Annotated in this window: 18 protein-coding genes; all 18 read right to left on the bottom strand. The window is 53.1% G+C overall.

What is annotated here, in order from left to right; all coding sequences use genetic code 11:
* Positions 1 to 181 precede the first annotated feature (181 nt).
* Entirely contained in the window at positions 182 to 457 is a 276-nt protein-coding gene (locus BLS87_RS29195) for a hypothetical protein (RefSeq protein ID WP_074758240.1), read from the bottom strand.
* Between the two features lie 150 nt (positions 458 to 607).
* On the bottom strand, positions 608 to 931 hold the full coding sequence (locus BLS87_RS29200; RefSeq protein ID WP_074758242.1) for a hypothetical protein: 324 nt from the start codon (positions 929 to 931) through the stop codon (positions 608 to 610).
* A gap of 430 nt (positions 932 to 1,361) precedes the next feature.
* Positions 1,362 to 2,840, bottom strand: a complete 1,479-nt coding sequence (locus tag BLS87_RS29205) for a DNA cytosine methyltransferase (protein ID WP_074758244.1) — start codon at positions 2,838 to 2,840, stop codon at positions 1,362 to 1,364.
* A gap of 162 nt (positions 2,841 to 3,002) precedes the next feature.
* Positions 3,003 to 3,518, bottom strand: a complete 516-nt coding sequence (locus BLS87_RS29210; protein ID WP_143024506.1) for a hypothetical protein — start codon at positions 3,516 to 3,518, stop codon at positions 3,003 to 3,005.
* 230 nt (positions 3,519 to 3,748) lie between these two features.
* Positions 3,749 to 4,663: a recombination-associated protein RdgC gene (gene rdgC, locus BLS87_RS29215; RefSeq protein WP_074758248.1), complete on the bottom strand. Its 915-nt coding sequence runs from the start codon at positions 4,661 to 4,663 to the stop codon at positions 3,749 to 3,751.
* A gap of 86 nt (positions 4,664 to 4,749) precedes the next feature.
* Entirely contained in the window at positions 4,750 to 5,598 is an 849-nt protein-coding gene (locus tag BLS87_RS29220) for a hypothetical protein (protein WP_074758250.1), read from the bottom strand.
* Between the two features lie 17 nt (positions 5,599 to 5,615).
* A complete protein-coding gene (locus tag BLS87_RS34310) occupies positions 5,616 to 5,990 on the bottom strand; it encodes an Arc family DNA-binding protein (protein ID WP_083370786.1) in 375 nt (124 codons plus the stop codon).
* Between the two features lie 47 nt (positions 5,991 to 6,037).
* The gene (locus tag BLS87_RS29230; RefSeq protein WP_208605219.1) at positions 6,038 to 6,427 is read right to left on the bottom strand and encodes a TraR/DksA family transcriptional regulator; all 390 of its coding nucleotides are present in this window, start codon (positions 6,425 to 6,427) and stop codon (positions 6,038 to 6,040) included.
* A 197-nt stretch (positions 6,428 to 6,624) separates the two neighbouring features.
* Positions 6,625 to 7,134 (bottom strand): hypothetical protein, encoded by a 510-nt coding sequence (locus tag BLS87_RS29235; protein WP_074758253.1) that lies wholly within the window; start codon positions 7,132 to 7,134, stop codon positions 6,625 to 6,627.
* A gap of 84 nt (positions 7,135 to 7,218) precedes the next feature.
* Positions 7,219 to 8,091 (bottom strand): SprT family zinc-dependent metalloprotease, encoded by an 873-nt coding sequence (locus BLS87_RS29240; protein ID WP_083370787.1) that lies wholly within the window; start codon positions 8,089 to 8,091, stop codon positions 7,219 to 7,221.
* A gap of 480 nt (positions 8,092 to 8,571) precedes the next feature.
* A complete protein-coding gene (locus tag BLS87_RS29245; RefSeq protein WP_074758255.1) occupies positions 8,572 to 8,778 on the bottom strand; it encodes a hypothetical protein in 207 nt (68 codons plus the stop codon).
* Between the two features lie 81 nt (positions 8,779 to 8,859).
* Positions 8,860 to 9,246 carry a hypothetical protein gene (locus BLS87_RS29250; protein WP_074758257.1) on the bottom strand — a complete coding sequence of 129 codons (387 nt, stop codon included), beginning with the start codon at positions 9,244 to 9,246 and terminating at the stop codon, positions 8,860 to 8,862.
* 290 nt (positions 9,247 to 9,536) lie between these two features.
* Complete coding sequence (locus BLS87_RS29255) at positions 9,537 to 10,274, bottom strand: hypothetical protein (RefSeq protein WP_074758259.1); 738 nt, start codon at positions 10,272 to 10,274, stop codon at positions 9,537 to 9,539.
* 128 nt (positions 10,275 to 10,402) lie between these two features.
* Positions 10,403 to 10,882 carry a hypothetical protein gene (locus tag BLS87_RS29260; protein WP_074758261.1) on the bottom strand — a complete coding sequence of 160 codons (480 nt, stop codon included), beginning with the start codon at positions 10,880 to 10,882 and terminating at the stop codon, positions 10,403 to 10,405.
* 116 nt (positions 10,883 to 10,998) lie between these two features.
* Entirely contained in the window at positions 10,999 to 11,292 is a 294-nt protein-coding gene (locus BLS87_RS29265; protein ID WP_074758263.1) for a hypothetical protein, read from the bottom strand.
* 11 nt (positions 11,293 to 11,303) lie between these two features.
* Positions 11,304 to 11,744 (bottom strand): hypothetical protein, encoded by a 441-nt coding sequence (locus tag BLS87_RS29270; protein WP_074758265.1) that lies wholly within the window; start codon positions 11,742 to 11,744, stop codon positions 11,304 to 11,306.
* 593 nt (positions 11,745 to 12,337) lie between these two features.
* Positions 12,338 to 12,685, bottom strand: a complete 348-nt coding sequence (locus tag BLS87_RS29280; RefSeq protein WP_074758269.1) for a hypothetical protein — start codon at positions 12,683 to 12,685, stop codon at positions 12,338 to 12,340.
* Positions 12,686 to 12,721: 36 nt separating this feature from the next.
* On the bottom strand, positions 12,722 to 13,051 hold the full coding sequence (locus BLS87_RS29285) for a hypothetical protein (RefSeq protein WP_074758271.1): 330 nt from the start codon (positions 13,049 to 13,051) through the stop codon (positions 12,722 to 12,724).
* Between the last annotated feature and the right edge of the window lie 12 nt (positions 13,052 to 13,063).

Raw genomic sequence — 13,063 nt, forward strand, 5'->3', positions numbered from 1 at the left:
TGCCTTAAAGCGACTCCCTGAAGAGAGTATTTATTTGGGTGTCATTCGTTCGATATTGCGGCTTACGCCCTGTTGAACGCGCTGAAACTCGTTTCGAACCGCACACAATGCGCCCACAAGAGGCGCGAAGAAAATGCGTGGTGCTTGCCGTGCAGCGTTAGCGAACTCAGATCCAAATGAATTATTCATCAGCAACCTCTTTGGCCGCCCGATAGAGGCCGAATGCAAGAAATATAAGGTACAACACAGCGTCGGTCAGAGTGATCACAGAATCCAGAATGGAAAAGATTGCGATCGTCAGAGGCGACAAACTGGCGTTGTTTTCCAGATAGTGGACCAGGTAATTCAACCCCACCGCTGGTGCCAAGATTATTAGGAAAATAATTGTACCCACGAAGGTGTGTGCTCCAAATCTTGCGATCGGTAGCCACCAGGGTTTGTTGTGTAGTTTTGACATCTGTTACTCCTGAAAGGACCTGGGCGCGGTCATTATTTTTTCCCATAGGCGCACTTGCGAGTAAGCCTAGCCCTCAGAGATGCGTAACAGCAGTGTATAAACGCGATCCATAGAAAGCCAAGCATAGCTTGGCTTTGAAATGCTTACCGATCAGTTTGGACGTGGATTTTTTAGACGGCCTGGGGTGAAGCGCCCGGAAAACGTGAGCCCTTGTTCCCTTACCATATCGCGGACCTTGATTTTGTTAGGCTTACGCCCGTCTTGTCGGTTCATATCGACATGAAGAGCTTCGACTCGCAGCAGGAAGGCAATATCCTTCTCGCTAAGTTCGAGCTTCCTCTCCAGCGCTTTGCGATCTGAAAATCGTTTGCCGATTATCTGTGCGCACACCGCGGCGAGAACTGTACTGGCAAATGCAAAGCAACCGGTGATCAGTGCGGATTGGACAGACGGGTCATTGAGAGCGAGTGCCATGTTGGTCTCCTGAAGGATTATCTTGCTTCAGGTAATGCATGACGCTGAATGATAAACGCGGGGATCAAAAAACCCGCCAGGAGGCGGGTTCTTTATGAATCATTTCTGCGAGCGAGCTACGCTGGGTGCCGGATTGTCAGGGTGACCAGCTTTGGCGAACTCAGCCTTGACCGCTTTAATTGCTCCTAGGACGGGAGCAATGAAAATTCGAGGCGCCTCTTTGGCTGCGCTGACAATTTCCGAGCTGAAAGACGTGGATTTCATTTGCCTTACCTCTCAATGCAATGATGTTCCTAGGTAGACGTATAGCAAAATTCGCCCCCCCGAGCAAGCGAGGCCGGCACATTCCGGGCGAACGGGCAAAATAAAAAGCCCGACTCGCAAAAGCGAATCGGGCTGGGCGCTACGTTAGCACAGCCTTCCATCAAACCTAGATGAAAAGCGCGAGGGAGCCAGTTTTTGGAACCTCGTCCTGTTCCTGGTCATCAGGTTCGGTCGAGGTTACCTCAACAGGCCGTTTACGGAATTGAATTACGTTGTTGCGTGAACGCATGATTGACTCTCCAATCTCCACACCAACCGAGACAAACATCGGATAATCAACACTTTGACCACATACTTCGTGGGCTACCGTTTCAGAAAGACCTACGATCATGTCTTCCGGAATCGCTTTAATGCGGGTGTGCTCAACAGCTGTAAAGAGTCGGCTTAGTGTGGAATCAGTAGGATGCTTTATGAACGGCTCGGTACTCCTACACTTGGAATACCCCCGCCCCACCGAACCGCATCCATCTTCTTCGCCTGTCAGTAGTTGTCTCGCAAAGCCTTTGCCCGCTGCTTTATCTCGTTCCTCTTTAATCGCCAGATACTCAAATTTCTTCCATCTAGAATCATCCAGTGCAATAGGCTCTAGAATGTCGTTTAAACAACTTTCACGAACCCTTGTTGCTTTCAGATTATCGAGCGAAAAGGTGTCTGCGTAGCCCGGCGTGACAGCCACAACAACTAGACGCTTACGATGCTCTAAAGAACCTAAGTCCCATCCATCAAGAACTGTTTCTTGAACTTTATAGCCCAGATGATTGAAGACACTCCGTATTGCTGACATCGAAGCAGTATTAGCATACTCGCCGACGTTTTCAATGATAGCAATACACGGATTTGCATGCCTTAACCAGTTTAAATAATCAATGTACAGCGCACCGGCACCATCATGATCCTCTGCGTACTGCAACTTGTTCTTCGTACGCCCGCTCTTACTTGCCCCTGTACATGGAATGCCAGCTATAAGTAGATCGCATTGCTCCATTTTATCGCTTAAATAGACATCACGAACATCTGAATGTATAGCGACAGAGTTTTCTTGCCACATGTGTGGATTGTTACGCATTGAAGCGTCGAGATAATCGCTTTCCATTTCGACACCGACTTGGATATAAGAACCTACACCGGATCGCAACATTCCAGAGTGGATTGCTCTATCGAGGATACCGGCGCCGTGGAACAAGCTGACTGTTGCGAGCTTCTCGCCACGTTCAACTTTTTCCTTCAGACGCTTCAGGCGCTCACGAATCCTGGTTTGAATTTGCAGTGCTGTGATCACCAACCGACCGCGACGAAGCGCGATGCGGACCTTGTAATCGTCCTCAAATACCTCGCGGATCAGATCAGTGCGAAGGTCGAGTACTGGATGTACCACTCCGTTGCGCTCACGCTTTGAAACGTTGACGCTGTGACCACTGAAATCAAACGGCACCTCGATCAGCTCAAGACGACGCGTGACCTTATCTGCCTTGATCGAGTATTTACTGCCGATATGTACGCCACCGTGGCTGAGCTTTTTGCCTTCCATCCAGACGCGGGCACGGCCTTTTGATTCACCAATCTTTGCGTTAATGATTGTCGTCATTGTGTTGCTCCAGGTTGACGACACAGATCCCCTGACGGGGCTGTGCCCGGTCGGGGGAAATGAACATTTCGTTCGCTTTGTGCCTGGGGATGAACAACAGGGCCGTATACGGCTCAGGCACAGGCATAAAAAAACCTCCGGTGAGCGGAGGCTTTTGTTGGTTCAGATACTGCGTCGCATGGCGCCAGCGGCCAGCAACATCCTGGCAACGAACGAACCGACTTCGGTGCCTGGGTCGTAACCCTTCTCGTCACCCGCTTCCCAACGTGCCAGTTCAAATTGCAGATGAGTGAGACGTACGTAGAAGCTTTCCGCCGGCAGAATTGGCATCCTCAAATACTTGCCGTTGCTCAATGCGATGGCATGCTCATCGCCTGTTTCTGGTATGAGATTATCTGCCGCATGCGCCGTCTGTTCCTCAGTCCAGCCAAGCTGCCCTGCAATAGCGAAAATGATTTTGTTGCGGCTGACGTCGAACGGCTGCGGCAACGCCGTTCCGTCTTCAAACAGTTCTGTTAGGTCTGCCTTCACCAGCCAGTGACTCATCGAACCTTCAACAGCGAGCAGTTCGTATTTCAAGCTGGGTAAACGTGAGACTCCACAACAGCGTTCTGACAACACACCTACTCGGTCCTGCTCATCCGCTTCCAACATGGAGGACAGTGGGATTGTGGCCATGGCTTGCAACTCCATGCTCTCGTTAACTGCCCAGTAAGTTTGGTTCGATGGGAAGTATGCGTACATGCTGATTCTCGCTTTACCACCCCAAGGGTGGCCTTGAGGTGGGTTGTGGTGGCCATTGCAGCCGTTCGCTACGAGAAGTAATGTGGAACACCGATCAGGATGAACAGCTAAACGCGGGGCCCTCGGAGACTGCGAAGTCTAAAATCCCTTCCCTCCGTGATCGATCACTGTGCAATATCTTCCCCACCAAGCACTTCAATCAGCGCAGGCATGAACTCTTTGATAGTGAGCATGCAGAGGGTGAAGCTCGCATCGAGCTGGCCCAGGGCATCGTCACCACCGTCTGCTTCAGCCTGGTCCTGAAGAAGGTCTTCGAATCGAAGCCCCCGAATCGACAGCTGATCGTCGAGGACGAATGACAGCTTGTCCTTCCATGCCAGCGCGAGCTTGGTCACAACCTTCCCATTGCCTAAGTGGAGTGCAACTTCGTCGCCGGTCAGATCCTGTCGTTTACAGCGGACAATCCCGCCATCCTCATGGGTGTCGTGGAGCTCACAGTCATCCAGTATGAAAAAATCTGCTGGCGCTGCATCGGGCTTTAACCAATGCGTCATGGTGGCGCTAACCGCTTGTTTTACGGTGAGCGGGCGCACTGGAAGGGATCCGATTACTTCCCGCACCGTCGACAGCAGGTCTTCGGCACGTTTTGCGCTCGAACTGTTTACGAAGATCAAGCCCAGCTTGGGCGCGATAGCTGCAAAGGTTGAACTGCGGCGGATAAATGCACGGGGCAAAAGAGCCTGAATCACTTCGTCCTTGATCTGGTCGCGCTCCTTTTTGTAGACCTTGCGCTGCTGCTGCGTTTCGATCTCTTCCACCTTGTCCCGGACCTCATCCAGGACAACACTGCTCGGGAGGATCCGCTCTTCTTTTCGGGTCGAGATGAGCATGAACTCACCACTTTGATGCACTAGCGGTGCTTCCTCCCCCTTCCCAAATGGCGCAGTGAAACCGTAGGTAACCTGTTCTTGAGAGGCACAAGCACGGGCCCGTTTGCTCCCCAGCGCCGACTCAAGATCCACAGTATTGAGTTCGATGTCTTGCGTTAGACGGTAAACGAGCAGGTTTTTGAACCACATAAATTGATCCTCTTTTGGCAGGTGTGTGCGTCCGGACCGCGGGCGAGTGCCTGCGGTCGGTAAGCGGTAGGTAAATTGGGATGTAGCTATGAACTCAGGGCGATTGCCGGTTTTGAGCTTGCGTCGGGGACCAGCGATCGAAGGAAATGGCCGGCCTCAATTTCTGCCTGGGCATTTGGGCGCATGACTGCGGCCCACCATCCACCCCACTCCTGACAGCTGATTGAATGAGTCAGGCCATGCTGCCCCTCCGCGACATGAAAACAACTGGTGTCCGCCGACCAGATCACATGCAGGTGACAAGTGTCGATCCCCGGCTTTCCGCTCCAGTTCCAGTAATAGCCAGCCTGCTCTGGGGGGCATTGGGACCAGATCCGGCCTTGACCATCACCATCGGCATTATGAGAAGAACTGTCAGCTGCTTTAAACGGGGAGATGATGGGCACCACCTCAGATATACGAGCAGGCGCTTTCTGAGAGGCGTCGGCGAGTGGCGTATGTAGCCAGGCAAGTAAGGAGTTTGTGTAGCCCATGAAGTTCGCAAACAGGCTGGCTGCATCAGCTGGACCTACCGCGGCCGCATAACGCATCAGAGCGCGTGTCTGGGCCAATGGCTGCTTGGCGAGCACCGATCGAATGAAATCCAATTCTGAAGGGGTAAATGAGTAGCTGTCTGCCCCTGCGCCGATGTCGGAGGGGATTCGCAACCCGAGCGCCGGCCATTGGCGCATGACGCGATCAACCTCTTCATCAAGCGCTGTACCGCTGAGAAGCTGACCTAACCCTACCCTCACCATCGGAGTGTTCGCGTTTCCTGTCCTGAGCGCTGCGCCTCGCAGGAAGAAGTAGCGTTGTGCAGCCTTGAAGATCAGAGCGCCAACATCAGGCCTGGCGCCATCGGCTTCATTGAGTTTCAAATCGAACATGTTGCCCATAGCGCCCTCCTCAGTCGTCAGGCGTTGCCAGCAAGCTTCAGTGCAGGGATTTTCAGAGCCATATCGCTGGCATTGCCTGCCAGAGCAGCAGCCAACAGTTTCTCAAGCTCGTCACGTTGCTTTTCGACATCGTCGCGTTGCTTTTCGACATCCTCACAACGCTTCGTCATCTGCGCCAGCGCACGCAGATCCCATTCTTTGCTAACCCCAGGCGCTTGAGCTGAGACTTCATCCCCGGTCTCCTCGGCAAGAGAGCGCTCCAGACGGGCGATGATTTCAGAGTTCATGCTGCGGTGACTTTCTTTGGAGACCTCAGCGATGCGCTCGCGCATACCTTCTGGCAGGCGTACAACAAATTTGTCAGCTGTGCGGGACGTGTAAGATTTGCTCATTTCATGTGCTCAGTTCGTGCGCCAGACACTCAGCGCTAATGAATAATTTAGGCTGCTCGCAGATGCCGGGCCCGATTCTCTCGATGCTGCTTCGCCTCGACCGTGATCAACGATCGAGGGTATGAAAGCAGTCGCAGCAGGCCGATTTTCTCGCCGGTGTCTGCGCAATACCCGTAAGTGCCGTCGTCAACAGCAGCGATCGCCAGCGCAATTTCGCGCAGACTCACCCCTTCGCGGTCGATCGACTGAAGGATCGTTTGGCGCTCTTGCTCAGTGAGAGCGGCGTCCACCTCATCGGGTGCTTTTTCAAGTCCGGCAAGGTCTGCGCGAAGGGTGGTGATGCGGTCCTGGGAATTCGCACGTTCGGCCTGGAGCAGATTGCGGAAAAAAGCCAGTTGATCAGCAAGCATGTAGCTCTCATCATCCTGAGCCAGCAATTCCTGTGGTGTCATCTCACCGCCCTCATCCAGTCAGTTTAATGGGCCATCCATGAGTGGAATAGCCCGCCGTAATGGTTTACCAGCTTGATAATACTGCCAGTATTGTGATGGTACAAGCCGATTATGCGTACATGTTAAAGGACGGCGAAATACTCACAAAAAAACCCCACCGATGGCGGTGAGGTTTGGGGGGATCAGTTAACTGTGCAGCCGTGAAGGCTTCGCTTGTCCAAGTAGATATTGGTCACGTGCGAATACTGCGCGGGGTACAGCTTCGCAAAATTTGCCAGTGCCTTTCCAGGACACCCACCACCACAGCGAAACAGATGCTTGCCGATGCTACCCGGCAAGCTGTACGCGATGATAAACGCAGCATCTTCAGGGTATCGGTTGGGCTCATAATCTCGCGCCTTACCCGTAAAGCCTGCCATTTCAACAACCCATAGCAGGGTATTGAGTCGAACATCGAGCTCAACCAATGCGGCCTCGCCGACTCGTGGGAAGGTCACGTCTGACATGTCATTCGAACTTTTGGAGTGAGCGGCCTTTTCAAATGCCGTAAGGAACAGGTGAGGTAGATCACCATGCTGGACCACAGTCTTGGCCTTGTCCAAATCAAGCTCCTGATAGAAGTCTGGTGTCTGCCAGCCAGCGTTAACCTGGTTACTGAAGCTTTGAGCAATGCCGTTCGTTTCGTGTTGCATGATTTGCCCTCCAGAGCGTTATAGGTACTGGGGTATGGCAAACACTCACGCATATGGAGGAGATCCCATCTGGGGCGATGTTTCTCAAGTACTCCCACGCAACAGCCTGACTTTGACTCCACGAAGCTGAAAGGCTTTCGCTACCCGCTCCTGCCTTTCTGGAGCATTATCTGAGAACACGATCGCATGCGAGATCCCGGCCGGCAGCGTGTTTGGATTTGGGTGTCCTGTAACCGAGCCGATTGGGACTTTCATCTTTTTGCTGAGCATTTGCAGATCTCGAACGTTTGTGATGAGCCCGTCGGTGACAATCTGCCTTACCTCGTGATCCGTTATCAGTTGCAACACCTTTTTGACCTGATCCGCGCCGACGGAACTCACACCTGTGCTGATGAAAAGCTTGTCGATCTGAGGTGCGGGGGCACGTACAGAGTCCACAGCCTTAACAAACTTCATCCACATACCGCATTTTTTGCACCCGTATTTACCCCCTCGTTGTGAACGGTTGTGTCTGACAGTGGACAGGTAATGTTCAGTGCATCCGCAGGTGTATAAGAACGGTCGTTTCACAACACGGCTCGTGTCCAGCTGGTGGCATCGTTCGGGCGGCAAGTTGAAAATGTCGACCATCACTGACTGCCATTCACGTCCGTGCGCTTTCACTGAGTCCTGGTTCCACACACTGCGCACCACATAATGGGCCACTTCGTGCGGGCAGGTATCGCCGAGGTAATGAGCCAAGTTTTCACGAATCAGGACACGGTTGAACCGGAACCACTCCCGGACTAGAGATCCCGTCACGGGGTGAGTCTCCCGGCAGTACATTCCAGCGGTGGTGCCAGTCAGATCAAACTTGACGGGTATCTCAGCAAATTCTCTTTGGAAATGAGCCGACGCCAGTGCAATGCACTCAGTGACTCGCGCCCTCACTGCTTTCAATTCGTCGACTACTTCCATAAATGAATTTCCGTTTACGCGGGGATTGCCTAGGCCGACCTCGGCTAGCTTTGGTATTTATACGCGTTATGTATCATATTTTAAGGCCTTGTTCTTTTTCAACTGCAAGCATGGCGTTCCTTCCGCCGATTGGGTGGGGCTCAGAACTATCCATCTCTCCGCTGAACGTTGATCTGCCAGGGGGTTTAAACGATGCGCTCTTCGATCTTATGAACAAAAAAAACCCCAGCGAGTGGCTGGGGTATGGGTTTGGTTTCGCAAGAATCAGTTGCGCATGCTGACGTTGATAGCGGCCACCAATATTTGGTCAGAGCGACGTATAAGCTGCTCCAGCCTGCGAATGGAACATTTTTCATTCATATATGCAGCCCGAACCAGTCTGCCGTGCCGAGCCTGGATTCGATTAAACCGTTGAGCGTTTTTCCACGCCACATTTCAAGCGGAATGCCGCCAGGTGGAAGTGAGTTGATGGTTTCCTAGTTAGACGGCGCGGCTGATGCGGGCGAGCTGCACGGGCACAGTCCCCAAGCGATAGCTGTCACCAAACAAAGTCGCGCCCATGAAGCCGCGCTTGATGTCCGTTTTGCAGACGGTGCGTAGTTTCCCGTTATGGAAGACTGTATCGGCAGGGCGGATCATGTCGATGTGAGTTTCTACCGTTTTGTAGTTGGTCATGGCGGTTTCCATTGCAATCTCCTGAGTTGCGTTACGTATCCTCTGAGATGCTCGACATGTCCTTGTAAGCCCCAGCACATGTTGGGCAAGGCATCAGCTGCTTTGGCCAGAGACCTGTATCAAGCGCTGATCAAACCTTCCCCCAGCGTTGCACGTAAGGACTTGCTTCGACTCAAACCAAGGCGTCCAGGTAATCACGGTTTGATTACCCTCTTGGCGCACTTTGCCTGGCATGAAGTCACAGCTCACAGAAATGGATTGCCCATACTGTCGGGCATCGACCCTGACCTCGTATTCGATGCCCACCTGGGGCTCCGTTTCAGAAAATGAATAGTAAAATTCAATTTTCAGCGGTTCTGCGGGAGGCTCGACTGCGTCGGTCGCTTCCGAGTCGTGGATACGTGACTCGACCCACGCACGGTCCGAAGCTGACAAACCATTGTCATGCAGCAATGCGTAGAGCACGGCGAGGGTGACCAAGCCGGATCCTGTGCTCGAACCTCCACTCTGCTGCCGTATTTTTTCAGACAGCACTGGCGACGCAGGAGGCATTGGCTTTGCTGAGCTATTCTGACTCGGGGCCGCTGTCGCAGACTGGGTTCGAGGCGATGAGGCTGCTTTGTTAACCGACCGCTGGATGCTGGGTCGAGCGACGAATGCCGCCGCCCGACTGGAGGTCACACTGCTCGTGCTACGGCCGATTGAACCAGCGTATGCATCACACACGACGCAGGACAACGTGGATACCATCAGACCAAGAATCAACCTGTTCATGATTGACCCTTGATGTTGCTTGCGGAAACGGTCAATACAGTCTTATCACCGGCCAGCTTCTGAATTCCCAGTATGGTTGCAGGGTCCAGCCGCTTTTCGATTTTGTCGGAGGGGTATGCATTTGCGCATGCGGCCATACAACGCAGCGACCATAAATATGCGTTCTGGAAATCGTTGATATCACCATACATTGCAGCGAGGTCCCTGGCAGCACCCTCCTCCCCCAGCGCCCATGCCAACCCAAGGTAAGAGGCAGCACGCTGCGTGTCCTTGAGAACATATGTGCCATCTCGCAGCACCCGGCCAGCTGCACGCAAAACTAGCCTGTCATCCTTTTGGCCGGCTGACTCTCCCGCTATCGACAGCAGCCGGCTGGTGAAATCCATCTGAAAATCTTGAGCCCAGTACGGTGCTTGGAGGAACGCGAAACCGTAAGCAGCTTTGGAGCCTTGTTCAAGCGCCAGCTTCAACAGCTTCGCCTCCAGCTTGGCGGGAGGTGTCAGTTCGTCGCAGTAAGTGAAGGAGAAGAAACCTTGCTCTTTGCCGCATTGATCCTGAGCTGCCTTCGCAGCGACTTCCAGAGCAACCAATCGCTCCCAAGGCTTATCAGTGCCGGATTCGGCGACCTTTCTCGCCTCCTGTAGCTGTTTGACGGGACTTGGTGCCTGATCGCACCCGGATATGGCTGCTGCGAGGCCAGCGATGAGAAACGCTGCTGCAAACTTCAGATGCATGGGTAACTCCTGCGCGTATATTTATACATAACACGTAAGCATACGAGGCAAATCTCGTTTTTCCAATAAAAAACCCCGGCATCTGCCAGGGTCGGGTGTACGTTTAAGTGAGGAGTGGTGGTGCAGTTCTACCGATGCGCGAGCAGTGCTCCAATCACGTTGTCGATCTGATCTTTAGCGGTCTGCAAGGCACGTATTGCAGCGTGCGTCGGGTCATCATCATCCTTAAGCACATCGCGAAGTTCGTTAGCCAAAAAATCAGCAAGGCTGTCGCCACGCTCTCCGACTGAGACCAGCTCGGATATACGCATTTCTCCGCCTTCGTATGCCTCATCAGCAATTTGAAGAACTTCGCTGGCGGTCAAGGTTTTGGTGCCATTGGCTGGCCGGCTGTGCGCAGGTACTGTTACAACACGAGTAGCCGAGAGGGGCTCGATGACTTTGCCCTCTGCGTGAACTGGACCATCGTGCAGGTCCCAATCGGCATCCTGGATGGGTCGCGCAATTTTGATCCCTTCGGCGATAGCCGCTTCGGGACTGTCGGCGTTTACAGTCACAAGGATTGTGCGAGTGACGTACTGGGTGACCAATATTTCATAGGAAGCCATGGGGTGTTCTCCTGAAGGAATTAACTTGCACAAGGAGATGGCCAACAGGCAGGAGTAATAAAAAAACCCCAGCGAAATGCTAGGGTTGGGTACAGCGTTGAATAGGCAGAAGTCCTTCAATACCACTTTGCAGGGATTAGCGGATCATCATCAAGCTCGAAAGCTGACGCACCGATGCCGAACCCGGCCAGAAGAATCCTCAGCAATGCTGAGTCGTCATTTGGAACATCTTGCCACCGATTGCAATTTGCCTCACCCCGCGAACTGTAGTCCTTCCACAGCCTTTCGATATCAAGCTCAAATGCCATGATACCCCCTGCGGCCAGTACAGCTCTCATTCGACGAATATCGTCCGGAAACGCAAAGGTCGCACGCTCGTATTGAACAAATTTCATTTCCTGCTTGCTCATGTCGTTTCCCCTTAAGCGCACTCATACCGGCCGTTGTCGTATGCATCCATAACCGCTCGCTCAGTGAGCTCACGTACTTTCACATAGCCGCTAATCATTCTACTGGTGTCGTTGAAATAGACACCAAGCAGAGGACTTTCGGGCAGCGAGTTGTCGATAAAAACTACCCACGCCTCAATCAACTGGCCCTCCGGGGTGTACTGACGCCCGGTGTTGAACTCGATCGAGGTGATCTTTGCATCCGGCGAGTCTGGTTTGCTGATCACGTCACCGAATTCAGCCACTAGTGCTGCGTAGTGGTCGCTTGTGCTGGCATCGCCGCGCAGCTCGTAGGTGTGACCCTCATTCTTGGCGTCCACCAGGAATACTGGCTTAGCGCAGAATCGACTGTTGCCGACATAAATCCGAGCAGCGTTTCGGAGCAGAGCAACAATCGTAGGTTTGTTTTGCATGGTAGATCTCCAAGAGAAAGTAATCCGAGTCCTAAGTGATGAGAAACGCGCCCTCATAAGCTCGACCGAATTTCGACCCCCTGTTTTGAGTGGCACCTATGGCCGATTCAGTTCAGCCTAATCAGACCTCAACAACCACGGTCTCACTATGCAGCTCAAATTCATTCTCATTGCGTCCACCCTACTGAGCGGTGCATCGTTTGCAACACAAGCCCCCGAGAAGCCGACGCTGTTTGTCTCTAATATGTCTAATGGGTTAACTGTCGACGCTGTCGAGCCATCCAGTGATGAGACGGAACATCGCGACTCGACTGGGTGGATCGGAGAAATGCAGGCCTACGGCGTTGATAGGTTCAAATTGACCTTCAAGCAATGCGGGACTGTTGTTTTTGTCTTTGACCGTCAAGCTAACACCTACGCTGGTATTTCAACCGGGAGGGGGCGCACCGCCTCATGCCGAATACACAACTGGGAGCGCCGGTGGACGATTGTGGGCGCTTCATAGGCCAGCATTTGGCAAAAAGAAACCCCGACAGCATGAGCTGATCGGGGTTTGATGGTGCGTTGGCGGTGTCAGGCTGCCCTGGTTGGATTCAGTGTAGCTTTCCGCCCTGGATGAGTCGTAGCGCAGATCTGATACGTGGCGGAGCTTCAGCCTTTTTCGCGGAACGAGCATTGTACTCGTCGATACGCTGGTCAGCGGCATCGAGATACTTGCGCACTGACACGATCGCCTGTGCCCGAGTTTCGAGGTCCAAGGCCGTGGCGCGAGCACACGTCATTTTCTCAACCTCCTCGATCACCCGAAGACTCATGATCTTCCAGTGAGCTAGCTCGTCAGCGGAACAGCAAGCATGGAAATCGCCGACCTTGCGCAGCAGACGGTCACACTCGCGGCGGAACTCAGCGACTGGCATTTTTTTCTGGGTGGTGGTGTTCATTGGTTCAGATCCTTGGATGGATTAATAGGTAAAGTCTTATTCGCCGACGTCAACTGGATCATCCAGCTGTCGCTGAGCTTCCTCGGCCGCCAGCGACTCTGCGGTTTTTGCAGCATCCATAAGGGTCAATACCGGTTGCTCTGAAAATGCCGACTCATCGGCTTCTCCATTGGTCCATGCAGGCAGAAAACCGCCTCCGTTGGGCAACTCAAAAACCATGGCCCAAACTTGTTCCGAATCTTCAGCTGGGTGTGTTGAGTAGAAGGGGCCGGCACTCTTGAAACCAACGATGGCGTCGGTGTACTGATAGGGATAATCAGGGGTGCCGGGTTGTTCAAGTACGAATTTGCGAAGGGGGGCAGTCATTAGGATGTCCTT

Origin of the sequence: Pseudomonas abietaniphila, from assembly GCF_900100795.1 — a bacterium.
GTDB classification, from domain to species: domain Bacteria; phylum Pseudomonadota; class Gammaproteobacteria; order Pseudomonadales; family Pseudomonadaceae; genus Aquipseudomonas; species Aquipseudomonas abietaniphila.